This is a genomic window from Pseudonocardia terrae, from assembly GCF_021343995.1.
Classification (GTDB): domain Bacteria; phylum Actinomycetota; class Actinomycetes; order Mycobacteriales; family Pseudonocardiaceae; genus Pseudonocardia; species Pseudonocardia terrae.
In genome coordinates this window covers 211,064-233,164 of the sequence record NZ_JAJTTE010000002.1, presented here as the reverse complement: position 1 = coordinate 233,164, position 22,101 = coordinate 211,064, and the positions used below count along the sequence as shown (strand labels likewise).

22 protein-coding genes are annotated in these 22,101 nt (G+C 73.7%); 9 read left to right on the top strand and 13 right to left on the bottom strand.

Going from position 1 to position 22,101, the window contains the following annotated elements; translation table 11 throughout:
- The 3 genes from LWC33_RS02395 to LWC33_RS02385 all read left to right on the top strand — a co-directional run.
- The coding region (locus tag LWC33_RS02395; protein WP_233302472.1) for a FeoA family protein at positions 1 to 292 on the top strand (292 nt) is incomplete at its 5' end.
- Complete coding sequence (gene feoB / locus LWC33_RS02390; protein WP_233302471.1) at positions 289 to 2,244, top strand: ferrous iron transport protein B; 1,956 nt, start codon at positions 289 to 291, stop codon at positions 2,242 to 2,244. The genes LWC33_RS02395 and feoB, both read left to right, overlap by 4 nt.
- Positions 2,241 to 2,510, top strand: coding sequence for a FeoC-like transcriptional regulator (locus LWC33_RS02385; RefSeq protein ID WP_233302469.1), 270 nt, complete (start codon positions 2,241 to 2,243; stop codon positions 2,508 to 2,510). Before feoB ends, LWC33_RS02385 begins: the two co-directional genes overlap by 4 nt.
- A gap of 98 nt (positions 2,511 to 2,608) precedes the next feature.
- On the opposite strand, the gene LWC33_RS02380 is transcribed toward LWC33_RS02385, so the two are convergent.
- The 8 genes from LWC33_RS02380 to LWC33_RS02345 form a co-directional block, all read right to left on the bottom strand.
- On the bottom strand, positions 2,609 to 3,571 hold the full coding sequence (locus tag LWC33_RS02380; RefSeq protein ID WP_233302468.1) for an AIR synthase related protein: 963 nt from the start codon (positions 3,569 to 3,571) through the stop codon (positions 2,609 to 2,611).
- Positions 3,568 to 4,161, bottom strand: a complete 594-nt coding sequence (locus LWC33_RS02375; protein ID WP_233302467.1) for a helix-turn-helix domain-containing protein — start codon at positions 4,159 to 4,161, stop codon at positions 3,568 to 3,570. Before LWC33_RS02375 ends, LWC33_RS02380 begins: the two co-directional genes overlap by 4 nt.
- A 118-nt stretch (positions 4,162 to 4,279) precedes the next feature.
- Positions 4,280 to 4,615: a glycerol dehydratase reactivase beta/small subunit family protein gene (locus LWC33_RS02370; protein ID WP_233302466.1), complete on the bottom strand. Its 336-nt coding sequence runs from the start codon at positions 4,613 to 4,615 to the stop codon at positions 4,280 to 4,282.
- A complete protein-coding gene (locus tag LWC33_RS02365) occupies positions 4,612 to 6,429 on the bottom strand; it encodes a diol dehydratase reactivase subunit alpha (RefSeq protein ID WP_233302465.1) in 1,818 nt (605 codons plus the stop codon). The genes LWC33_RS02370 and LWC33_RS02365 overlap by 4 nt, the downstream gene beginning before the upstream one ends.
- Positions 6,426 to 7,001 (bottom strand): propanediol/glycerol family dehydratase medium subunit, encoded by a 576-nt coding sequence (locus LWC33_RS02360; protein ID WP_233302463.1) that lies wholly within the window; start codon positions 6,999 to 7,001, stop codon positions 6,426 to 6,428. Before LWC33_RS02360 ends, LWC33_RS02365 begins: the two co-directional genes overlap by 4 nt.
- The gene (locus tag LWC33_RS02355) at positions 7,001 to 8,695 is read right to left on the bottom strand and encodes a propanediol/glycerol family dehydratase large subunit (RefSeq protein WP_233302462.1); all 1,695 of its coding nucleotides are present in this window, start codon (positions 8,693 to 8,695) and stop codon (positions 7,001 to 7,003) included. The genes LWC33_RS02360 and LWC33_RS02355 overlap by 1 nt, the downstream gene beginning before the upstream one ends.
- Positions 8,695 to 9,144 (bottom strand): diol dehydratase small subunit, encoded by a 450-nt coding sequence (locus LWC33_RS02350; protein WP_233302461.1) that lies wholly within the window; start codon positions 9,142 to 9,144, stop codon positions 8,695 to 8,697. The genes LWC33_RS02355 and LWC33_RS02350 overlap by 1 nt, the downstream gene beginning before the upstream one ends.
- A gap of 157 nt (positions 9,145 to 9,301) precedes the next feature.
- Complete coding sequence (locus LWC33_RS02345; protein WP_233302460.1) at positions 9,302 to 10,057, bottom strand: MIP/aquaporin family protein; 756 nt, start codon at positions 10,055 to 10,057, stop codon at positions 9,302 to 9,304.
- 251 nt (positions 10,058 to 10,308) lie between these two features.
- Between LWC33_RS02345 and LWC33_RS02340 the strand changes: the two genes are divergently transcribed.
- Positions 10,309 to 10,710, top strand: a complete 402-nt coding sequence (locus LWC33_RS02340) for a GlcG/HbpS family heme-binding protein (protein ID WP_233302459.1) — start codon at positions 10,309 to 10,311, stop codon at positions 10,708 to 10,710.
- A gap of 106 nt (positions 10,711 to 10,816) precedes the next feature.
- On the opposite strand, the gene LWC33_RS02335 is transcribed toward LWC33_RS02340, so the two are convergent.
- From LWC33_RS02335 to LWC33_RS02325, 3 genes are all read right to left on the bottom strand, one after another.
- Positions 10,817 to 12,199 (bottom strand): aldehyde dehydrogenase (NADP(+)), encoded by a 1,383-nt coding sequence (locus LWC33_RS02335; protein WP_233302458.1) that lies wholly within the window; start codon positions 12,197 to 12,199, stop codon positions 10,817 to 10,819.
- Positions 12,200 to 12,313: 114 nt separating this feature from the next.
- A complete protein-coding gene (locus LWC33_RS02330) occupies positions 12,314 to 13,000 on the bottom strand; it encodes a GntR family transcriptional regulator (RefSeq protein ID WP_233302456.1) in 687 nt (228 codons plus the stop codon).
- Positions 13,001 to 13,023: 23 nt separating this feature from the next.
- Positions 13,024 to 13,911 (bottom strand): dihydrodipicolinate synthase family protein, encoded by an 888-nt coding sequence (locus LWC33_RS02325; RefSeq protein ID WP_233302455.1) that lies wholly within the window; start codon positions 13,909 to 13,911, stop codon positions 13,024 to 13,026.
- 100 nt (positions 13,912 to 14,011) lie between these two features.
- Between LWC33_RS02325 and LWC33_RS02320 the strand changes: the two genes are divergently transcribed.
- Genes LWC33_RS02320 through LWC33_RS02310 form a run of 3 tightly spaced genes read left to right on the top strand, consistent with a single transcriptional unit; the run spans position 14,012 to position 16,976 of the window.
- Positions 14,012 to 15,367 carry an MFS transporter gene (locus tag LWC33_RS02320; protein ID WP_233302454.1) on the top strand — a complete coding sequence of 452 codons (1,356 nt, stop codon included), beginning with the start codon at positions 14,012 to 14,014 and terminating at the stop codon, positions 15,365 to 15,367.
- Positions 15,367 to 16,380, top strand: coding sequence for a dihydroxyacetone kinase subunit DhaK (locus LWC33_RS02315; RefSeq protein WP_233302453.1), 1,014 nt, complete (start codon positions 15,367 to 15,369; stop codon positions 16,378 to 16,380). Before LWC33_RS02320 ends, LWC33_RS02315 begins: the two co-directional genes overlap by 1 nt.
- Positions 16,380 to 16,976, top strand: coding sequence for a DAK2 domain-containing protein (locus LWC33_RS02310; RefSeq protein ID WP_233302452.1), 597 nt, complete (start codon positions 16,380 to 16,382; stop codon positions 16,974 to 16,976). Before LWC33_RS02315 ends, LWC33_RS02310 begins: the two co-directional genes overlap by 1 nt.
- A 112-nt stretch (positions 16,977 to 17,088) precedes the next feature.
- Here LWC33_RS02310 and LWC33_RS02305 read toward each other — a convergent pair whose 3' ends face one another.
- On the bottom strand, positions 17,089 to 17,862 hold the full coding sequence (locus LWC33_RS02305; RefSeq protein WP_233302450.1) for a LuxR C-terminal-related transcriptional regulator: 774 nt from the start codon (positions 17,860 to 17,862) through the stop codon (positions 17,089 to 17,091).
- A gap of 175 nt (positions 17,863 to 18,037) precedes the next feature.
- Between LWC33_RS02305 and LWC33_RS02300 the strand changes: the two genes are divergently transcribed.
- Positions 18,038 to 19,552, top strand: coding sequence for a helix-turn-helix domain-containing protein (locus tag LWC33_RS02300; protein WP_233302449.1), 1,515 nt, complete (start codon positions 18,038 to 18,040; stop codon positions 19,550 to 19,552).
- A gap of 6 nt (positions 19,553 to 19,558) precedes the next feature.
- Here the strand turns inward: LWC33_RS02300 and LWC33_RS02295 are convergent, their stop codons facing one another.
- Positions 19,559 to 20,842, bottom strand: coding sequence for an MSMEG_0565 family glycosyltransferase (locus tag LWC33_RS02295; RefSeq protein ID WP_233302447.1), 1,284 nt, complete (start codon positions 20,840 to 20,842; stop codon positions 19,559 to 19,561).
- A 63-nt stretch (positions 20,843 to 20,905) separates the two neighbouring features.
- On the opposite strand from LWC33_RS02295, the gene LWC33_RS02290 reads away from it, so the two are divergent.
- Positions 20,906 to 22,096 (top strand): MSMEG_0568 family radical SAM protein, encoded by a 1,191-nt coding sequence (locus LWC33_RS02290; RefSeq protein ID WP_233302446.1) that lies wholly within the window; start codon positions 20,906 to 20,908, stop codon positions 22,094 to 22,096.
- Positions 22,097 to 22,101: the final 5 nt, after the last annotated feature.

Below are 22,101 nucleotides of genomic sequence, written 5' to 3'. Positions count from 1 at the left end.
CGTGCTGAGCAAGGTCCGGCCCCAGGGGCTCTCCGGTGTCGACGTCGGCGGCGCGGTCCGGGTGGCCGATGTCGGCCTGCCGGTCGCCGACCGCCTCCGGCTCGCGGGTTTCGGCGTCCGTCCGGGCGCGATCGTCACCGTCCTCGGCCGGACACCGGGCGGCGGGAGGCTCGTGGGTGTCGGCGCCGGCCGTCTCGCGCTGGACCGCCGGACCGCCGAGCGGATCGGTACCGACGAGGTCGGCGGGGACGCTCCCGCGACCCGCGGCACGGCCCGCACGGACGAGGGATGAGCCTCGGCCCCCTCACCCGACGGGGTGCCGCAGCGCCCTCCTGTCATGCCGGTGCCGACGGCCCCGCCGCCGTGGCCGGCTCCCCGGTCGTCGCGCTCGTCGGCGCCCCCAACTCGGGCAAGTCCACGCTGTTCAACGCCCTGACCGGCGGCGGGCGCACCGTCGGGAACTGGCCGGGCACCACCGTCGAGGTCGGGCGCGCCGCGTGGCGGGTGCCCGGGCGCGACGTGGAGCTGCTGGACCTGCCCGGTGCCTACAGCCTGGATCCGGACTCACCCGACGAGGAGCTGACCCGCGACCTGCTCGTCGGCCCCGCGGAGCCGCCCGAGGTGACCGTGGTCGTCGTCGGCGCGGCACACCTCGCCCGGAACCTCTACCTCGTCGCCCAACTGCGGGAGCGGGCCCAGCGGGTCGTCGTGGCGCTGACCATGATCGACGTCGCGGAGCGCAGGGGGATCGTCGTGGACCCCGAGCGGCTCGGCGCCGCCCTGGGTGTCCCGGTCGTCCCGCTCGACCCACGCCGGCGAGGTGGCGGCGCGCTCCTCGCCGCCGCGGTGGCGGACGCCCTCGCCGGGGAGACCCCGCCGGTCCGGGCGGTCGAGGTCGACGACGCCGACGACGAGCTGGCCGTCGCCGACGAGCGGTTCGCCTGGGTCGACACCGCGACGTGTGCGGGGAGCCGGATCAGCGACGACGTCGCCACCACCGCGACCGACCGGGTCGACCGCTGGCTGACCGCGCCCGTCGCGGGCCCGGTGATCTTCCTGGTCGTCATGTGGGCGGTCTTCGAGCTCACGACCACGGTGGCCACCCCGCTGCAGGACCTGATCGGCGGCCTGTTCTCCGGCCCGGTCACCTCGGCCGCCGACTGGTTGTTCGCCCGGGCGGGGCTCACCGGCACCTGGCCCGAGGCGTTCGTGGTCGACGGTCTGATCGCCGGGGTCGGCATGCTGCTGACCTTCGTGCCCCTGATGACCATCATGTTCGCGCTGCTCGCGCTGCTCGAGGACTCCGGCTACATGGCTCGCGCCGCGGTGGTCACCGACCGGGTGATGCGGTCGATCGGGCTGCCGGGCAAGGCGTTCCTGCCGCTGGTGGTGGGCTTCGGCTGCAACGTGCCGGCGATCAGCGCCACACGGATCCTCCCCGGTGCGCGGCAGCGGCTGATGACCGCCCTGCTGGTGCCCTTCACCTCCTGCAGCGCCCGGCTCACGGTCTACGTGCTGATCGCCGCGACCTTCTTCCCCGAGCACGCCGGGACGGTGGTCTTCGGGATGTACCTCGTCTCGATCCTGATCATCGTGCTGGTCGGGCTGGCGATGCGGGGCACGTTGTGGCACCGGGTCGGGGACACGGCCATGGTGCTCGACCTGCCCGCCTACCAACGCCCGACGCTGCGGCTGACGGCCGCGGTCACCTGGCAACGGGTGCGCGGGTTCCTCCGCACGGCGGGCGGGATCATCGTCGCCACGGTCACGGTGGTCTGGCTGCTGCAGGCCGTCCCGGCCGTCCACGGTGGCGCCTTCGGGCAGGTCGCCCCCGAGGACAGCCTGTTCGCCTCGGTCGCGAAGGCGATCGCGCCCGTGTTCGCACCGCTCGGGTTCGGCGACTGGCACACCTCGAGCGCACTGGTCGTCGGGTTCGTCGCCAAGGAGGCCGTGATCACCTCCTGGGCGCAGACCTACGCCGCCGCCGACCCCACCGCCGGCCAGGCCCCGGCCCAGCTGCAGGAGCACATCCTGGCGGCGTTCACGGCGTCGGCGGGCGGCGCGACGCTGGCCGCGGTGTTCGCCTTCCTGGTCTTCCTGCTCGCGTACACCCCCTGCGTCGCGACGGTCGCGGCGCAGGTCCGCGAGATCGGCAGGCGCTGGGCGCTGCTCGCGATCGTCGGGCAGCTCACCGTCGCCTGGGCGCTGGGGGCGTTGGTCTTCCAGATCGGAAGGCTGCTGTGAGCAGCCCACTGCGCGCGGTCCTCGACGCGGTCGACGCAGGTGCCCGCTCCCGGGCCGACCTCGGGGCGCGGACGGGACTGCGACCCGACGTGATCGACGCGGCCCTCGACCACCTGGTCCGGATGGGACGGCTGGAGCCCTCGTCGTTGGGCGGCGGCTGCCCTCCGGCCGGATGCGGCTCGTGTGGCTCGGGGGTCGGCGGCGAGCCGGGCTGCGGCACCCCGAGCCGCCCGGTCCTCGTCCAGCTCACCCGCCGGAGGCCCTGAGCCCGACTCGCGGAAGCCCACTCCCCGACTCAGAGCTTCCGCGAGTCGGGGTGTGGGCTTCGGCGAGTCGCGCTCGGAGCTTCCGAGAGCTGCGGGAGTCAGCGGGGGAGGCCGGTGATCGCGGTGGCGTTCAGGTCCAGGACCTCCACCCGTTCCTCGCCCCGGGTCAACGCGAGGACGGCACTGTCGTCGAGGGTCCCCACCACCCCGGCGGTGAGGTCGCGCTCCCCGAAGGCGGCCAGGCACTCCTCCTCGCACCCGGCCGGCACGCAGAGCAGGAACCCGAAGCTGGGGAAGCAGTTGAACCAGCGCACCAGCGGCACCCCGGCGGGCGCGGGCACGGCCGCGACGTCGACCGTCACCCCCAGCCGCCCCGGCTCCAGCAGCATCGCCAGCGACCCGACCAGCCCGGCCATGCTGATGTCCTTGGCCGCCACCACGACGCCCCGCTCGGCCAGCGTGCCGAGCAGCCGGACGTCGCCGGCGCTCTGCCGCCCACGCGACTCGAAGGCCGGGAAGAACGGGAAGTCCTCCCGCATCCGCCCGTCGAGCGCGGCGGCCACGACCAGGGACTGCCCCGGCGCGGCCCGGGTCACCGACAGCGGCGCGGCCGTGGCCCCGACGGCGAACGCGGAGATCGCCGGGTCGCCCTCGTGGAGCGTGAGGTGCCCGCCGACGATCGGGACGTCGTAGAGCTCCGCCGCCTCGCGCATCCCGGCCAGGGCCTTGCGCGCCAGCTCCTCCGAGGCCACCACCGTGTCGACGATCCCGAGCGGCACGCCGCCCATCGCCGCGACGTCGTTGACGTTCGTCAGGACCGCCGCAAACCCGGCGCCGTGCGGGTCGGCCGCCACGAACGGCGGGAACAGGGCCTCGCCGCAGGCCACGACCGGGCCGCCGTGCGCGGTGACGACCGCGCCGTCGTCGCCCGGCCCGCCCTGCCAGTCCGTGTCGCCCAGCACCTCGCCGACCAGCGCGATCTCGGCCTTGGCGGCGAGCCCCGGGTTGGCGAGGCAGGCCGCGGCGATCTCGGCGAGGGTCTCCGTGACGGCGGCACTCATCGCAGGACCAGCCAGATCGCGCGCACCGGGACGTCGCCGGCGTTGCGCCAGGCGTGCCCCCGGTCCGTCGGGTAGTGCAGCACGTCCCCGGCCTCCACCTCGTACGTCTCCCCCGCGACCTCGACCGACAGCGTGCCCTCCCGGACCAGCACCAGCTCCTCGCCCGGGCGGCGCGGCCGGGTGTCGCCGCTCTCGCCGCCCGGTTCGACCTCGACCTCCACGGCCGCCGCGCGCAGCACGTCCGTGGGCGCGGCGAGGCCCTCCACCGCGACACCGAGCGCCCCGGGCGCCCAGTCGCGCGGCGCGGGCGGCCGCTCCGACGCCCGCACGTGGACCGCGGCCGGCGGCTCGAGCCCGCTGTCGTCGACGAACGCCGACACGGGCTGGCCCAGCGCACCGGCCAGCTTGAGCAGCGTGGTGATCGTGGGGACCATGTCCCCGCGCTCCACCTTGTGCACCGCGGCGGCCGACACGTCCGCACGGGTGGCGAGCTGCTGCAACGACAGCCCGAGCCGGGTCCGGGCGGCGCGCACCTTGGGACCGATCGCGTCGACGATGGGCTCCCAGGTCGCGGGGCTCGGCCGGCTCACGTTGACCATCCTAGACGGCGTTCACCTATGGTGGACAAGCCACGGCGCCGCCCGGGCTCGACGGCACCACGCGAACGGCGCCCCCGCTGGTCGACGAGGGCGCCGTTCGCGCAGGGTGCTACGACAGGGGCAGGACCTTCACGATCCGCGCGGCGGTCCGTCCGGCGATGCGCAGGTCGGGGCGCGGGGAGCCCGCCTCGACCCGTTGCACCGGACCGTCCGGCGGCAGCGACGCGTGGTGCACCGCCACACCGCCGGACCCGTCGATCCCGATCCCGGTCTCCAGGGGCGACTCGAGGGCGGCGGCGTGTGCCAACGCGACCGCGCCGGCCTCGCGGACCTGCTCCACCCGCGTCGGCACGCCCTCCTCCTCCGCCCCCGCACACACCTCCCGCAGCACCGCCGGGTCCGCGTACCCGGTGTGCCGCAGGACGATCGCGGGCTTCTCGGTCACGCGCCCGCCACGTGCGCGTCGACCAGCCCCGAGGCGACCGCGTTGCGCGGTCCCTCGCTGCCGTGGACGTTGCCGATCCCGCAGACCACGCCGTAGCCGGCCAGGGCGTCGGCGATGAGGTCCGGGATCTCGAAGTCCAGCGCCGAGCCGCCGAGCAGCACCACGAAGTCGAGCATCCGCAGGCTGCCGCCCGGCGCGACCTGCTTGAGCGCCCGCACGGCGTTGACCGCGAACACCTTCCGCTTGGCCTCCCGGCGCACCCGCCGCACGTGGTCGACCGAGTGCCGGGTCGCGACGGGCGCGGGGCCCTCGGGCGTCATCGTGACCACCCGCGCGAACACGTGCGACGGCAGCGGCTCCGGGAAGAACTGCACCGTCCCGTCCTCGTGCCGGACGTGGAAGAAGCTCTCCACCTTCGCCAGCGGGTGCCGCTTGACGGCCTCCGCCTGCTCGCGGTCGTCGAGCGCCAGCTCGGAGCCGATCAGCTTGGTGACCAGCTCCCCGGCCCCGGCCACGTGCACGGCCGAGCACACGCCGTCGCGGTCGAGCAGCGCGGCGTCCGTCGACCCGCCCCCCAGGTCGAGCACGGCGATCGGCACGGCCGTGCCGGGCGTGGTCAGCGCGCCGCGGACCGCCATCTCGCCCTCGACGCCGCCGATCTCGGCCCGGCAGCCCAGCGCGGCGGCGACCTCGTCGGCCACCACCTGCATCCGGCTGCGGCTGGTGCGCACCATCGCGGCGAGCGCGACGGCGTTCTCCGGCGCGACCTCGCCGGCCAGGCCGCCGCGGACCTCCTTGGGCACGAAGGTGTCGACGGCGAGCACGTCCCGGATCCGGATCTCCGCCGCCGGCTGCCCGGTCACGTCCGTCATCGTGTCGCGGACCTGTGCGAGCATGCCGCCGACGTGCGTGCCGGCCTCGCCGGTGGCGTCGTCGAGCGGCTGGACCCGGCCGAGCACCTCCATGATCGCCTCGGCACCGGCGTCGACATCGACCTGCAGGGTCTTGCCCGCGCCGCGGAGGGTGAGCGTGCCGACCGGGATCCGCCGGTCGGTCACGTCACCGCTGGGCGTCCGGACGACGACGGCGGACCGGTTCCCGGTCAGCGCCCGCGCCACCGGCGAGACGTGCTTGGTCTGGTCCGGGTCGAGCTCGAACACCGAGGCCAGGCCGTAGGAGTCCGAGAGCGTGCGGATCGTGCGTCCGGGCGGCGCCACCTCCACCGCCGCCCGCATCCCGAGCGGCACCTTCTCGACCGCGCCGACCTCGTCGACGACCGGGATCGGCGTGCGCAGCCGGTTGACGACGAGCACGGCGTCGTCGTGCGCCAGGACCGCGGCGACGACCTCGAGGCCGCGCTCCGTGGCGGCGTTGAGCTCGGTCGCGACGTCGTCGAAGTCCCAGCCCGGCCCGACGACCGCGATCGTCGGGCCGGACGCGCCGGACAGCGCGTCGATCGCCACAGTGGTGCCGACCCCGAGCCCCTCCCCGCCGGGTGTGGCGGGGTTGTGCCCGATCATCGTGGACTCGGTGATGATCGTCTCGGAGATCGTCTCCATGGCCAGCCCGGAGATGACGGGCGTGGCCTCGTTGAGCAGGACGGTCTCGACCTCGGACTCGGTGCGGCCGGCCCGGTCGAGCGCCCGGCGGACCGCCGACACCGCGCCGTCGGTGTTGTCCGGCGTGCCCTTGACCCCGGTCGTGTGGGTGAGGGCCGTGCCCAGGTACTCCACGGAGTCCCCGGACACGGCCGCCACACACGCCTCGGTCGTCGAGTTGCCGATGTCGACGCCGACGACCAGCCGCCTCGTCATGCGCGGGAGATCACCGGCTCGACCTCCACCGGCTTGCGGCCCGCGACGATGCACTCGAACTCCTTGAGGTGCAGCAGCGCGGCCTTGGCCTGCCAGCGCGGCCGGGCCATCTGGTCGTTGCGGGTGGGCACCGGGGCCGGCGACTCGCCCTTGGCGTACTGGGCGGCGTTGGACCCGATCCGGCGGAACACCTCGGCGTCGAGCAGCGGCGACTGCGGGAACAGCTCCAGGTTCGACAGCCGCGGCAGGTCACGCTGGTGGATCATCGCCGTGCCCCGGGAGAGCAGGCCGATCGAGATCCCGGAGCCGGACAGCCGCGCCCCGGTGTGCGCGACGGCCGCGAGGTCCGCGGTGTCCCACACCTTGATCACCCGCGCGTGCACGCCCTGCTCCTCGATGCCGGCCAGGATCTGCCGGATCACCTCGGCGTGCGGGACGTCGACGATGGTCTTGGTGAACGGGTCCGAGAAGGCTGGCGACACGGCGACGACCACCTCGTCGGGCCGCGAGGCCCGCTTGGCCGGCCCGACCTCCTTCAGCGTGAGCGTGCGCTCGGCGGTCGGGGCGGTCATCACGACACCTCCGTCTCGGGGTTCTCGGCGCTCGTCACGTGGCGCAGCTTCTTGAGCTGCTCCCACCGCTCGCCCTGGAGGCGGTAGCCGGAGCCCGGCCCGCCGTAGTCGTTGGCGTCGTTGATCGCCGAGAGGGGCACGAACTCGTCGGTGAGGATCGCGGCGGTCTGCAGCAGGTCGCCGGAGACGCGCTGGCGCAGCACGGTCAGCAGGTTCTCGGCCACGTCGTGGAAGCCGCTGCGCTCGAGCGCCTTCACCAGGTCGAGGCCGGTGACCCCGCGGTCCATGACCGACTGCGCGCCCTTGAGGTCCTCGAGTACGTCGCGCTCGGGGTAGTCCTCGCTGCCGTGCGCGTAGACGGCCGCCTCGACCTCCTCGTCGGTGATCCGCGGCAGGTCGAGCTCGGCGAACACGGCCTGCAGCGCGCGGGCCGCCTTCTCCCGGGCCTGCAGGATCTCCGGCTCCCGGACGTGCCGCAGGCCGCCGTCGACCTGCAGGTCGCGCTGGATGGTGTTCCAGTCGTCGTAGTCCTCGACGTCGAGGTTGGAGCCGGCGAACATGTTGTCCGGGTTGGGGACCGCCGAGTAGCCGGAGCAGACGAAGTCCGTGCCCGGCAGCATCTGCGGCAGCAGGCGAGCGGTGCGGCGCATGGCCGAGTGCGAGAAGGACTGGTCGTTGCCGGAGGCGCACTCCAGGTCCATCCAGCTCGCGATCAGGTTCTCGGCGGCGACCGCGCGGATGCCGCCGGGCACCGCGCCCGGGACTCCGATGCAGGAGATGGAGCCGTTCTGCAGGCCCTGCACCCCGGCGCCCTTGGCCATGAGGATGCAGCGGATCTCCAGGTACAGCATGGAGCGGCCCTCGGCATTGCCCATCTGCACCTCCGACCCGGTGCCCGAGGTGAACCGCATCTTGATCCCGCGCGAGGCGTACGCGCTGGCCAGGAACGCCTTGGACCAGGGCGTGTCGTCGCCGTCGACGAACACGGACTCGGTGCCGTAGACGGAGATCGTCTCGGCGTAGGCGGTGATGCCGCGCATGCCGAGCTCGAGCTCGGTGGCCTCCTCCAGCGCGCACTGGGTGAGCACGCCGCCCCGTCCGACCTGGCCGCCGACCTGCAGCGCGATCGCCACGAGCGGCGCGTACCGGACGACGCCGAGGGTGGTCTCCAGCTCGGCGAACCCGCGCAGCGCGCCCTCGGCCGCGTCGGCGGCGACCTGGATCGGGTTGTCCTTGGCGCTGGTGGAGTGCGCCTGGTTGGCGGGCGTGCGGCGGGACCGCATCTTCTGCATCGCCATCATGATCTCGACGACGTTCATCAGCTTGACGACGTCGAGGATCTTCGCCGGGGTGAGCCCGCGCCCGATCCGGGTCAGCTCGTCCCGCGAGGCACCGGGGTCGACGAGCGCCCGCGCGATCTCCACGGACGGGATCGCGTTGACCTCCTCCGCGGTCTCGACGTCGATCGCGTGGTCGGCGATGAAGGTGTCCATGAAGTCGAAGTCCGCGCGGGCACGGCCGTCGAGCTCGACGATCTTCCCGGCCTCGACCCGCACGCTCGGCTGCGGGTCGAAGTCCGACTCCATGGCGACGAGGCCCTTCTCGGGCCACTCCTCCACGAACCCGTCGAGGTTGACGGGCCGGTCCTCGAGGATGTCGGTCCGCCTCGACCGGGGGTTCTCCGTGGTCGTCATCAGTCCTCCTCGTCGCGGGCCAGCAGGTCGCGGCGCTCGTAGACCTCGGCCGCCTCGCGGACCAGGGCACCGCAGACGGTGGCCTGGTACTTGCTCTCCAGGTTCTCGGCGATCCCCAGCAGCTGCGCCTTGCTCGAGGCGCGCGGGCGGAGCGCGCTGTACATCGCCAGGACCTCGGCGTCGGGCACCGCGGTGAGCTCGGCCGCGCGCCGGAAGTTGGCGGCGAGCTGCCGGCGGTGCACCGACTCGGCCAGGGTGGCCTGCAGCTGGAGCGTCTCGGGGGCGATCCGCAGGTCCTCCGCGGTGATCTCGCCGGCGACGACGGCGTTCATCGTCAGCGCCGTGATCGGCTTGCCCGTCGGGGTGCGCAGCAGGTCCTGACGGTTGACCGAGAGCGGGTAGTCGGCGGGCCCGAGGTCGGGGCCGGACCCGGTAGCTGGAGCGGACACGCGCATCACCTCTCGTCGTTCGCCGGGACGCGGGCCGCGGGGCACGGTCGATCGACCGCGGCACCCGGGCCGCCCACCCACCGTTGCGCAGCTGCGCAGGTAACGGAAACCCCTACGGCGGGGCGCAACCCGAACGGCGCCTCCCCAGCCGGTGAGGTCACGCCACACCCGCGCTGAGCAGGCCCGCAAGGACCGCGCCGATGATCGGGCCGACGATCGGCACCCACGCGTACCCCCACTCGGCACTACCCTTGCCCCTGATCGGAAGCAGGGCGTAGGCCAGCCGGGGACCCAGGTCGCGGGCCGGGTTGATCGCATAGCCCGTGGGCCCGCCGAGCGAGCAGCCGATACCGATGACGACGAAGGCGACGGCCGCGTAGCCCAGGGCGCCGTTGCCGAACTGGGGTATGCCCGCCCCGTCGGGCGCGTGCGCCGGCGGGTTGCTGAGGACCCAGAACACGAGCACGAAGGTCGCGACCGCTTCGGTGACCACGTTCCAGCCGGACCGTGCCACGACCGGGCCGGTGCAGAAGATGCCGCGGGTGTCGCGGTTGCCCTCGGCGTCCTCCTCCACGTTCTTGTCGAAGTTCGCCTTGTAGGCGAGCCAGGCGACGGAGGCGCCGACGAACGCGCCCACGAGCTGACCGATCAGGTAGAAGGGCACCTCCGACCACGGCGTCGAGCCGGCGACCGCGAGGCCGATCGTCACGGCGGGGTTCAGGTGCGCGCCGGTGGGCTCGGCGATGCTGGCCCCCGCGAACACGGCGAAACCCCAGCCGAAGGTGATCATCAGCCAACCGCCGCCCGTGCCGAGCGTCGGGCGCAGCACCACGTTGGCCACGACGCCGACCCCGAGGAGGAGGAGCACCGCGGTGCCCAGTCCCTCCCACAAGATGATCGATCCCGCTGTCATGCGGACCTCCCTGTCCCGGCCGCCCTGCGCGGCCCGGGCGATACGGTCCACAGTGCTACGCGGGTGACGGAAGAGGTTGGGCGCCAACGGCCCGCGAAGTCTCACCCTCCGCGGGGGTCGGACCTCACCGCGGGGCGAGGAGGAACCTGACCCAAGGCGGAGCTTCCGGCGACGGCTCCCGTCCGGTTGGGTGGAGCGGGCCCCGCCGGAGCGGACGGGGCCGCGGCACCGACGCGAGAGGGGACCCGACGATGAGTGGCCTGACCTATGCCGAGGCGCAGAAGGCGATCGAGGCCGGCCTGGCGAAGGCCGACGAGATCGGCCAGCCCATGAACATCGCCGTCGTCGACGCCGGCGGGCACCTGCTGGCGTTCGCCCGTCAGGAGGGGGCGATCCGGGCGAGCATCGACATCTCGCAGCGCAAGGCACGCACCTCGATCCTCATGAACATGCCCACCGGGGACCTGGCCGCGCTCGTCCAGCCCGGCCAGGAGCTCTACGGGCTCGAGCAGCTCTCCGGCGGCATGGTCGCCTTCGGCGGCGGCCTGCCCGTGCACCGCGGCGGCGAGCTGGTCGGCGCGGTCGGCGTGAGCGCGGGCTCCGTCGAGCAGGACACGCAGGTGGCGCAGGCCGCGGTCGACGCCCTCACCTGATGCATTATGGAACCATGACGCGCGATTCCCGCCCGCCCATCCGCATTATGGAACCATAACGCGAATTCTGGGTCCGAAAACGAGCGTCATGGTTCCATAATGGGTTTCAGGGCCGGGTGGTTCCGTCGACGCGGCGGGGGCCCGGCGCGCCCTCGCGCAGTTCGGCGGGCAGGGCGGCCTCCGGGACGTTCTGGAACGCCACCGGCCGCAGGAAGCGCGCGGCCGCCGCGGTACCGACGGAGGTGGTCGTCGGCGCGGTGGTGGCCGGGTAGGGCCCGCCGTGCTGCTGCGCATCGCTCACGGTGACGCCGGTGGGCCACTGGTTCCAGAGCACGCGCCCGGCGTGTTCGACGAGCCGTGCGACGAGCTCCGGTGCGTCGGGGTCGGAGTCGGTGCCCTGGACCGTGCCGGTGAGCTGGCCACCGACCGCGTCGAGCACCTGCAGCGCCTCCGGCACGTCGGCGTACTCCAGGACCAGCGCGGCCGGCCCGAAGACCTCCAGCTCCAGCAGCTCCGGCTGCTTGAGCACCTCGGCGGCGGTGCTGCGGAACAGCACCGGCCCGCCGCCGACCTCGCCGCGGGCCACGGTCACGGCGGCGGCCATCTCCCCCGCCGCCGCACAGAAGCCGTCCTCGATACGCTCGTTGAGCATCGGGCCGACGGTCAGCTCGGGCACCGCCGAGAGGAAGGCCTCCGCGTCGGGCACCAGCACGATCCCGGGCTTGGTGCAGAACTGGCCGGAGCCGAGCGTGACCGACCCGGCGAACCCGGTCGCGATCTCCTCGGCCCGCGCGGCCCAGCCCGCCGGCGTCACGACGACCGGGTTGGTCGACCCCAGCTCGCCGTAGAACGGGATCGGCTCCGGCCGGGCGGCGGCGAGGTCGAACAGCGCGCGCCCGCCGCGCGTGGAGCCGGTGAACCCGACGGCCTTGACCCGCGGGTCCTGCACCGCCGCCCGGCCGGCCTCCTCCCCCTCGATCAGCGCGAACACGCCGTCGGGGAGGTACGGCGCCACGACCGCGGCCGTGCGGCGGGACAGCTCGGGGTGCCCCGGGTGCGCCTTGACGACGACGGGGCAGCCGGCGGCCAGCGCGGAGACCGTGTCCCCGCCGAAGACCGAGAAGGCGAACGGGAAGTTGCTGGCCGCGAAGACCAGCACCGGCCCGATCGGGACCTGGGTGCGCCGGATGTCCGGGCGTGCGCCCATCGGCCAGTCCGGGTCGGCGTGGTCGACCCGGACTTCGTGCAGCATGCCCTGCTCCAGCCGGTCGGCGAAGAGCCGGGCCTGGAAGGTGGTGCGGGCCAACTCGCCGGTCAGCCGCGCCTCGGCGAGGTGGCTCTCGGCCATGGCGAGCGGGACGAGTTCGGCCGCGGCGGCGTCGAGCGCGTCCGCGGCGGCGCGCAGCATCGCGGCGCGGTCGGCGGGGGTGGTGCGCCCGTACGCGCGCGCGACGGCCGCCGCGCCCGCGAGGGCGTTCTCCAGAATCACGCGAGGTCCTCTCTGCGCCCCGCAGCCAGGAATCCTCCCGCACTATGGAACCATAATGCGGGTTTCGAGGCTGTTTTCGCGCATTATGGAACCATAATGCGAACGAAATGGGCGTTAGGTCGTGATGGCGTTCGAGTCCATGTCGGCGACCGTCCACTCCTCGACCTCGTCGAGGTGGACGGCCGCGGCGTCCTGGGCGGCGGCGACGTCGCGCGCCGCCATCGCGTCGAGGATCTGCAGGTGCCGTCGGGTCGAGCCCTTCGCGCGGTGCGGACCGGTGGCGCCGAGGATCCGCAGCCAGGCGACGAACGGCTCGACGGACCCGCGGGCCCGGACCAGCCGCTCGTTGCCGGTGGCGGCGACGATCTCGCGGTGGATGCGGAAGTCGCTGGCGAAGAAGGGTTCGAAGTCGCCCTTCTCCACCGCGGCCTCCGCCTCCACCGCCTCGGCCCGCAGGTCCGCGATCAGCCCCGCGGGCATCAGCGAGGTCGCGAGCCCGGTCGCGACCCACTCGATGCCCTTGCGGAGCTGGCAGACCTCGCGCACGTCCCGCACCCCGGGCCGGGCCACGAACGTGCCCGACCGCGGACGGGTCTCGATCAGCTGGTCGTGCTCGAGCCGGGCCAGCGCGTCCCGCACCGGGGTGCGGGAGACGCCGAACTCGTCCGCGACGGCCTGCGGATCCAACCGGGAGCCGGGTTCGAACACGCCGGTGACGATGCGCTCGCACAGGATCCGGTAGAGCTGGTCGGCGATCGACTCGACCACCAGCGAGGACTTCCCGGGTGTTGGTGCAGTCACGGCTCCCCCACGGTGGGTGATGTCTAGTCGATCAGATTAGCGGCCCGCAGGGCGGTGGCGATGCGCTCCCGCTCCTCCGCCGAGGCCGGCGCGAACGGCTTGCGCGGCAGCCCGCCCTCGCGGCCCTGCAGCTGCAGCGCCGCCTTGAGCGTGGCCGGGAGGTTGGGCCCGTCGATGGCGCGCCACACCGTCAGGATGCGCTCGTGCAGCGCCAACGCCGTGGCGTGGTCGCCCGCCTGGACCGCGTCCCACAGCTCGACGGACAGCTTCGGGGTGACGGTCGGGATGGCGGCCAGTGCACCGTGCGCGCCCATGACGAACGCCGGGTAGTGCAGGTCGTCGAGCGCGGCGAGGATCGTGTACCGGTCGCGGACGCGGTGCAGCAGGTCGGCGAGCCGGTGCATGTCGCCGCCGGACTGCTTGACCGCCACGACCTGGGGGACCACGGACATCTTCTCGATGGTGTCGACCGGGACCAGGGCCCACGGCACGACGTTGTAGAGCACGATCGGCAGGTCGGCGGCCTCGCCGACGAGCCGGTAGTGCTCGATCGTCTCCTCCTCCGAGGGCGAGAAGACGTAGTGCACCGGGGTGACCTGGAGGGCGTCGACCCCGGCCTCCTTCAGGGCCAGCGAGTAGCGGATCGCCTGGGCCGTCGAGTTCTGGATGACGCCGCCGATCACCGGGACGCGGCCGGCCACCTCGTCGACGACGACCTCGCAGATCGCCTTGCTCTCCTCCAGCGAGAGGGTCTGGCCCTCGCCGGTGCTGCCGCACGCGCAGATCGCGGTGACGCCCTGGTCCAGCAGGTACTTCACCTCGCCGCGCAGGAGCTCGAGGTCGACCTGGTCGTTCTCGTCGAACGGGGTGACGACGGTGGAGATCATCCCGTGCAGGGCCAGGTCCTTCATGGTTCTCCTTCTCGGCCTTCACAGGCCTTGTCTTGCATCTGGTGTCTGATACATTAGCGGCCACATTGCAGGAACACCAGCAGGTACGAGGGAGTGCCCGATGACTGCTCCACAGAAGGACGGCGGGACGCCGGTCAAGAGGGTCGTGTGGGCGAGCGCCCTGGGCACGACGGTCGAGTACTACGACTTCACCCTCTACGCGACCACGGCCGCGCTCGTCTTCAACAAGATCTTCTTCCCCGCCGGCAACGCGCTGGTCGGGACGCTGGCCGCGTTCGCCACGTTCTTCGTCGGCTACCTGGCCCGCCCGCTCGGCGGCGTGATCTTCGGCCACTACGGCGACCGGCTCGGCCGCAAGACCATCCTGATCATCACGATGGTGCTGATGGGCGGCGGCACGTTCGCCGTCGGCCTGCTGCCCTCCTACGACACGATCGGCATCTGGGCGCCGATCCTGCTCGTGCTGATCCGGCTGCTGCAGGGGCTCGGCATGGGCGGCGAGTACGGCGGCGGCGTGCTCATGGCGCTGGAGTACAGCCCGAAGCAGCGCCAGGGCTTCGTCACCTCGCTCGTGCACATCGGCACGCCGGCGGGTGTGCTGCTGCCGGTCGGCATCGTCACGATCCTCGACGCCACGCTCCCCGAGGGCGCCTACGAGTCCTGGGCCTGGCGGATCCCGTTCCTGGCCAGCATCGTGCTGATCGCGCTGGGCGTGTACATCCGCACGCACGTCAGCGAGAGCCCGGAGTTCGTGAAGGCGCGCGCCGAGAAGGAGGCGCACGCCCTCCCGGTGAAGGAGCTGTTCCGCACCAACACCGCCCGGGTCGTGCTGTCGATCCTCGCGAAGATCGCCGAATCCGGGCTGTTCAACGTCTACTACGTCGTCGCGATCGCCTACGTCACGACCGAGCTGGGCCTGCCCCGCGAGCCCGTGCTGCTCGCCGTGCTGATCGCGTGCGCGGTGGAGTGTCTCACCCTGCCGCTGTTCGGCGCCCTGTCCGACCGGATCGGACGACGCAAGGTCTACGTCGGCGGCGCCGTGTTCCAGATCCTGCTGGCCGTCCCGTTCTTCCTCATGGTCTCGACCGGGAACTTCTGGCTGACGGTGCTGGGCATGACGCTCGGCCTCGCCGTCGGGCACGGCGCGATGTACGGCGCGCAGGCCGCGCTGTTCGCCAACCTCTACCCCGTCTCCGTCCGCTACACCGGGCTCTCGGTCACCCAGCAGGTCGGCGCGACGCTGGGCGGCGGGCTCGCCCCGCTGGCCGGGACCGCCCTGCTCGCCCTCGGCGGCGGGCACTGGGGCTGGCTGGTCGTCTACGCGATCGGCATCGCGGCCCTCTCGTCGATCGCCGCGAGCCGGCTCACATGGGGTGAGGCCCGCACCGGGGGTACGCCCGAGATCGAGAGCAGCCCCGACACCAGCACCGACGAGCGTCCCCGGGAGAACGCCTGATGTCCCTTCCCTTCCACCCCGCCGACGGGGACCCGGTCCCGCCCGCGCTGCGCGGGTTCGCCCGGGCCCACGCCGACCTCGTGGAGCTGCACGAGAAGCCCGCGCACCTGGTGGCGCGGCACCGGAACCCGGCCCGACGCGTCGGGCTGGTCTCCGGCGGCGGCTCGGGGCACGAGCCCCTGCACGCCGGATTCCTCGGCCGCGGGATGCTCGACGCCGTCGCCCCCGGCAAGGTCTTCGCCTCCCCGCACAACAAGCAGGTGCTGGAGGCCTCGCGGAAGGCCGCCGGGCCGGCGGGCGTGATCCACGTCGTGAAGAACTACACCGGCGACCGGATCAACTTCGGGATCGCGGCCGAGCGGCTGCGCCTGGAGGGGATCGTGGTCCGCCGCGTCCTCGTCGACGACGACCTGGCCACCGAGTCCGACGAGACCGCCACCGGGCGGCGCGGGACCGGTGCCACCGTCGTCGTCGAGAAGCTGTTGGGCGCGGCCGCGGACACCGGGCTCGGGCTCGACGAGCTCGCCGACCTGGGCGCGGAGTTCGCCGCCGCCTCGCGCAGCCTCGCCGTGGCCTCGCGCGCGCAGACGTCGATGCACACCGGCCGCCCGTCGTTCGAGCTGGAGGCGGGCGAGCTGGAGTACGGCGTCGGCATCCACGGCGAGCGCGCGCAGAAGACGATCGACCGGCCCGGTACCGAGGAGCTGGTCGACCGGATGCTCGACGAGCTCGTGGCCGGCCTGCCGGAGGGCCCGGACGAGGTCCTCGCCGTCGTCAACGGGATGGGCGGCACCACCCTGCTCGAGCTGTACGGGCTCCACGACCTGGTCGCGGCCGGGCTGGAGCGGCGCGGGCTCACCCTCGCCGGCGAGCTGGTCGGCACGTTCGTCCCGGCGCTGGACATGGCGGGCTTCTCGCTCACCCTGACCCGGCTGCAGCCGGAGTGGAAGGCCTGGTGGACGGCCCCCGCCGTGACCCCCGCCTTCCCGCGCACGATCGAGGAGGTCGCCTGATGGCGTTCGACCAGGAAGCCGTGCTGCGCCGGTTCGCGCAGGCCGCGGAGGACGCGCACGCCGAGCTCACCGAGCTCGACCAGCGCAGCGGCGACGGCGACTTCGGCGACAACCTCCGCGGCGGGCTGCGGGACGCGGTGCTGCGGTTCGAGAAGAGCGCGGGCGACGGTGGCGTCTCGGCCTTCGGCGCGCTCGGCGAGGTGTTCCTCGACGAGGTCGGCGGCACCAGCGGCCCGCTGCTCGGGCTGCTGTTCACCGAGATCGCGCACGCGCTGGACGGCGCGGGCACCGATCCGGTGGCCGCCTTCGGCGAGGGCGCGAAGGCCGGGCTCGCCGCGATCCAGCGCGTCGGTGAGGCGCGGGTCGGCGACCGCACGCTGGTCGACGCCCTGGCCCCCGCCGTCGAGGCCGTGCCGCAGGGCTTCGCCGCGGCCGCCCGAGCGGCACGGGAGGGGGCGGACCGCACTGCCGACCTGCGTGCGCGGATGGGCCGGGCGAGCTACGTCGGCGAGCGGGTCAAGGGCGAGCCGGACCCCGGCGCCGTCGGCATCGCGTTGTTCTTCCGGACCGTGGCGGAGGCCGCGGACCAGCGCTGACGTCCCCCGCTGACATGCCCGCGCGCGGTCGGTGGTGCCGGAGCACCACCCACCGCGCACAGCCGTGCGTCACGCGGCCGGCGGTCCCGTCGACACGCCGGCCGCGCGGGCCCTAGACGATCCCCTGCCGGGTCGCGGTGTAGACGATCTCGGTGCGGCGGCGGACGTCGAGCTTGTCCCGCAGGTTGCGGACGTGGAACTTCACCGTCGCCTCGCTGATCACCAGCTCGGTCGCGATCTCCCGGTTCGACATCCCGGTCGCCAGCAGCTTGAGCACCTGGTTCTCGCGCTCGGTGAGCAGCGGGCCGCGCGGGCCGGTCGGGCCGGACGGCTCCCGCGGGTCGCGCAGCGCGTCCATCATCATCGTGGTGATCCGCGAGTCGAACACGGCGTCGCCGCGCAGCAGGGTGCGGACGGCGGCCACGATGTCGGCGGTGTCGGCGCCCTTGCGGAGGTAGCCGTGCACCCCGAGGCGGACCGTGCGGAGCATGGTCTCCCGGTCGCGGCAGGCCGTCAGCACGAGGATCCGGGTGCCGCGGTGGCGCTGCAGCAGCGCGCGGGCCACGTCGATGCCGGCCGAGTCGCCGCGGCCGAGGTCCACGTCGAGGAGCACGACGTCCGGGCGCAGCCGGTCCGCCGCGACGAGCGCGTCGCGCGGGGTGGCGGCCTCGCCGACGATCCGCAGGTCGGGCTCGGCGGCGAACAGGTGGCGCAGGCCGAGGCGCACGATGCCCTCGCCGTCGACGACCAGGATCCGGCCGGTGCGGACGGTGGCGAACGGGGAGTCCCCGCGGCCCGTGTCCGAGGCCCCGGTGACCGTGGGGATGCGCGTGGGCTGCGCCGGGCGCGCGTCGAGGACCCTGATATCGGCGAGTTCTGCGGTCATCGCTGAGCCTTTCGAACGTCGACGGGTCGTTGTCGCGGCGACGGTAAGGTGAGTCACGTTGCCCGTTCGTTGCACGCTCACGCTGCCCGCTCGGACAGGCGCAACCTCGCCTTGCTGATCCGGGTGGAGGTGAACGATGATGGGTGCCGCAAGCAGGTGGACAGTCGGGGAGCCGATGCCAGTCGACGGAGTGGTCGAGCGCGAGCCGGGGTCCGGCCTGCCCGTCTCGCCGGCCCGTGCGGTCGACGAGCTGTTCGAGGCGGTCCTCGACGACACGGGGGACGCCACCGTCCGCCGGCTGGTCTCCGAGTCCTGGGAACGCAGCCTCGCCGCCGCGATCGACCCCGCCACGGCGCTGCCGCCGTTCCGGTTCGACCGGTCCGAGAGCGCCGCACGGCTGGCCGCGCACCCGCTGCACAACGTCATGCCGTTGCTGCGCAGCAACCTGGTGAGCATCGCCGAGGAGGCGATGCACGTCGTCGTCGTCACGGACGAGCAGGGCATCGTGCTGTGGCGCGAGGGCGCCAACGCCGTCCTGCGGCCCGCGGACCGGGTGGGCCTGGTCGAGGGCTCCTGCTGGTCCGAGGAGGCCATCGGGACCAACGCGATGGGCACGACCCTCGCCGTCGGCAAGCCCGTGCAGATCCATTCGACCGAGCACCTCGTGCGCGCCGTGCACGCGTGGACGTGCGTGGCCGCGCCCGTCACGGACCCGGACACCGGCCGGATCGTCGGCGCCATCGACATCACCGGCCCGCGGCGCACGATCCACCCCGCGATGCTCGCGCTGGTCACGGCCACCGCGCAGCTCGCCGAGAACCAGATGCGGATGCAGCTCGCGATCGCCGACGAGCGGCTGCGCACCCGCAACCAGCCGCACCTGCAGAGCCTGCGCGGCACGCCGGGCGCGCTCGTCACGCCCACCGGCCGGATCATCGCGGGCGAGCCGTTCGGCGAGTGGCCCGAGCGGGTCGACCTGGACCCGATCACCGCCGGCGCCGACCGGGTCCGGCTGGCCGACGGGCGGGAGATGCACGTCGAGCCGCTGGCCGAGGGCTACCTGCTGCGGGCCGCGCGGCGCACCGGGCGCGCCGCGGCCGTCGAGGCGCCCCGGCACGCGCTGTCGTTGCGCTTCCTGGGCGACGGCAGCCCGACCGTGGTGCTCGACGGCGAGAGCCACGGGCTCACCCTGCGCCCGGCCGAGATCCTCACCGCGCTCGCGCTGCACCCGGAGGGGCTCACCGCCGAGCGGCTCGCCTTCCTCCTCTACGGCGACGACGGCAACCAGACCACCGTCCGCGGCGAGATCCACCGGCTGCGCGCGCTGATCGGCACGGACGTGCTCAAGACCCGCCCGTACCGGCTCGACGCCGTGGTCGACACGGACTTCGGCACGGTCCGCCGCGCGTTGCGCGAGGGCCGGGTCGGCGACGCGCTGCGGGCCTGTGCCGGCCCGCTCCTCCCCCGGTCCGACGCCCCGGAGATCCGGGGGGCGCGGGACGAGCTGGAGGTCGGGCTGCGCCGGGCCGTCCTGGAGTCCGACGACGTCGACCTCGTGCACGGCTACGCCACCCACCGCCTGGGGCGGGACGATCTCGAGGCGCACGAGCTGCTCGTCGACATGCTGCCCGCCGGCGACCCGCGCCGCGCGATCGCGGAGTCGCGGGTCGCGCGGCTGCTCGCGGAGTAGCGCTCCTCAGGCGCGCACCGGCCGCGCGGGAGTCGACTGTGCGGAGTTCGCCTGTGCCGGATTCGCCTGTGCCGGATTCGCCTGTGCCGGATTCGCCTGTGCCGGATTCGACGGCGTGGGGGCTGACCCTGCGGGGGTCGACCGCACGTAGATCCCGGTGTGGACCTCCGCCGAGCGCTCCCACGTGAACCGGGCCGCGGTGCGCGCCCCCTCTCGCACGAGTGCGGCTCGCAGCTCCGGCTCGGTGATCACCCGGCGGAGGGCGGCGGCGAGCGCGGCCTCGTCCCCCACGGCCGGCAGCAGCGCGTCGACGCCGTCGGTGAGGTGCTCGCGGAAGACGGGCAGGTCGCTCGCGACCACCGGCAGGCCCAGTGCCATCGCCTCGATCGCGACGAGCCCGAAGCCCTCGGCGGTGGACGGGTAGCAGAGCGCGTCGGCGGCGGCGTACCAGCCGGCCAGCTCGGCGTCGGTGAGCGTGCCCAGCTCGACGACGTCGCGACCGGGGTCCAGCCCCAGCCCGGGCAGCTCCGCCAGCGCGGCCTCCCGGTACGGCGCGAAGTCCTGGAAGGAGTGTCCGCCGACGACCGCGAGCACCGGGTCCAGCCCCTCGCGACGCAGCCGGGCGAGCGCGCGGAAGGCGTGCACCGTGCCCTTGCGCGGCTCGATCCCACCGACCGCGAGCAGCAGGAACCGCCCGTCGTCGCGCTTCGGCACCGGCGCCGGGTGGGCGAACCGGTGCCGGTCCACGCCGTTCGGCACGACCGTCGGGGCGACCCCGAAGTCGCGGGCGAGGATGTCGCGCCACTGCTCCGACACCACGAGCACCCGGTCCGGCTCGGTGATCGCGCGGCGCTGGCACTCGACGAGGACCGGGGTGGTGAAGTCGTCGACGTGGTGGGTGGTGCGCAGCACCGTGACCGCGGCGCCGGTGCGGTCCCGGGCGGCGAGCGCGGCCCGGGCGGCGATGCAGTCCTGCGCGTGCAGGACGTCGAACTCCCCGATCCGCGCCGCCAGCGCGGCCGCGAGCCGCTCGATGCCGTCGAGGGTCCGCTCGGTGAGCGTGGTGCCCTCGCGGCGGGGTCCCGGCACGATCGTGTGCGGCAGGTCGACGGGCCGGTAGAGCCCCTTCGCCGGGTCGCCGAGCGCGAACAGGTGCATGGGCTGTCCGGCGCGGTGCAGTGCCTCGCCCAGGCCGAGCGTGTGGACGTGCCCGCCGCGGGGCGACGTCGAGTGGGTCAGCAGGGCGACCCTCGTGAGCCCGGCCCCAGTCCCGTTGACGATGTTGCGCACGCGTCCACCATAGTGAATTCTCTGATGGGAGACGACCGTGTCCGATAGTGGAGGAGCTCTCGCATGACCGTGACCGACGAGCGCAGCCCGGGCGACGCCGTCGAGGCACCGACCCGCGACACGGCCGCACTGATCATGGATCTGCAGAGCGTGGGCCTGCGGATCGAGACCGAGCTCGAGACCTCCCGCACCGGCGGCGCCGGCCCGTCGGACTCCGGGATGCTCTGGATCGAGGGCGTCCCCGTCACGGTCCCGCCGAACGCGACCTCTCCCTACGCGCTGCGGGCCGAGGACGAGGGCCAGGGCATCTACCGCGACGGCGTGAAGGTCGCCTCGGTCTCCGGGACACGGCGCCCGCGGTTCTACGAGCTCGAGACCGCCGACGGCGTCCCGTACCACCAGATCGCGTTGCTCCACCTCGACTCGCTCGCCTCCACCGTGGTGCAGGCCTGCAACTACTGGGGCAACTCCGACCAGTGCGGGTTCTGCGGGATCGGGGTCTCGCTCGCCGCCGGCGCCACGATCGCGAAGAAGACGCCCGAGATGCTGGCCGAGGTCGCCGTCGCGGCGCGCGATCTCGACGGTGCCGTCGACGCCACGCTGACCACCGGCTCGTCGGTCGCGCCCGACCGCGGGGCGCTGTACGTCGCGCGGTGCGGGCAGGCCGTGAAGGAGGCCGCGGGCCTGCCCGTGGAGGTCCAGTTCGAGCCGCCGCGCTCGCTGGACGTGCTGCACCAGGTCCACGGCATGGGCGTCGACTCGGTGGGCATCCATGTCGAGTCCTTCGACCCGGCGGTGCTGGCCCGCGTCGCGCCCGGCAAGTTCCGGACCGGCATCGACACCTACTTCCGCACCTGGGAGCGGGCGGTGCAGCTGTTCGGCGAGGGCCGGGTGTCCACGTACGTGATCCTCGGCATGGGCGAGGACCCGGACCTGACCGTGGAGATGTGCCGGCGGGCTGTCGACATCGGCGTCTATCCCTTCGTCGTGCCGCTGCGGCCGGTGGCGGGCTCGCTGATGGAGGCGGTACCGGCGCCGGCGCGCGAGTACACCGAGCCGATCTACCGCAAGGTCGCCGGGTTCCTGGCCGAGCGCGGACTGGGCGCGGACACCGCCGTCGCCGGCTGCGCCCGGTGCCAGGCGTGCTCCTCGCTCAACCTCGTCCAGCAGTCGGGCGGGGCCACGCCGTGCGGGTCCGGCGGGGCGGGCGGCGGTGCGCCGCTGCTGCAGATCGGGAAGCGCCCGGGCGCATGACGGCC

Bases quoted from the DNA above. Each gene is read 5' to 3' on its own strand.
- feoB (WP_233302471.1), top strand. From the start codon at position 289: ATGAGCCTCGGCCCCCTCACCCGACGGGGTGCCGCAGCGCCCTCCTGT.
- LWC33_RS02380 (WP_233302468.1), bottom strand. From the start codon at position 3,571: ATGAGTGCCGCCGTCACGGAGACCCTCGCCGAGATCGCCGCGGCCTGC.
- LWC33_RS02365 (WP_233302465.1), bottom strand. From the start codon at position 6,429: ATGACGAGGCGGCTGGTCGTCGGCGTCGACATCGGCAACTCGACGACC.
- LWC33_RS02360 (WP_233302463.1), bottom strand. From the start codon at position 7,001: ATGACCGCCCCGACCGCCGAGCGCACGCTCACGCTGAAGGAGGTCGGG.
- LWC33_RS02355 (WP_233302462.1), bottom strand. From the start codon at position 8,695: ATGACGACCACGGAGAACCCCCGGTCGAGGCGGACCGACATCCTCGAG.
- LWC33_RS02345 (WP_233302460.1), bottom strand. From the start codon at position 10,057: ATGACAGCGGGATCGATCATCTTGTGGGAGGGACTGGGCACCGCGGTG.
- LWC33_RS02340 (WP_233302459.1), top strand. From the start codon at position 10,309: ATGAGTGGCCTGACCTATGCCGAGGCGCAGAAGGCGATCGAGGCCGGC.
- LWC33_RS02325 (WP_233302455.1), bottom strand. From the start codon at position 13,911: ATGAAGGACCTGGCCCTGCACGGGATGATCTCCACCGTCGTCACCCCG.
- LWC33_RS02320 (WP_233302454.1), top strand. From the start codon at position 14,012: ATGACTGCTCCACAGAAGGACGGCGGGACGCCGGTCAAGAGGGTCGTG.
- LWC33_RS02315 (WP_233302453.1), top strand. From the start codon at position 15,367: ATGTCCCTTCCCTTCCACCCCGCCGACGGGGACCCGGTCCCGCCCGCG.
- LWC33_RS02310 (WP_233302452.1), top strand. From the start codon at position 16,380: ATGGCGTTCGACCAGGAAGCCGTGCTGCGCCGGTTCGCGCAGGCCGCG.
- LWC33_RS02305 (WP_233302450.1), bottom strand. From the start codon at position 17,862: ATGACCGCAGAACTCGCCGATATCAGGGTCCTCGACGCGCGCCCGGCG.
- LWC33_RS02300 (WP_233302449.1), top strand. From the start codon at position 18,038: ATGCCAGTCGACGGAGTGGTCGAGCGCGAGCCGGGGTCCGGCCTGCCC.
- LWC33_RS02290 (WP_233302446.1), top strand. From the start codon at position 20,906: ATGACCGTGACCGACGAGCGCAGCCCGGGCGACGCCGTCGAGGCACCG.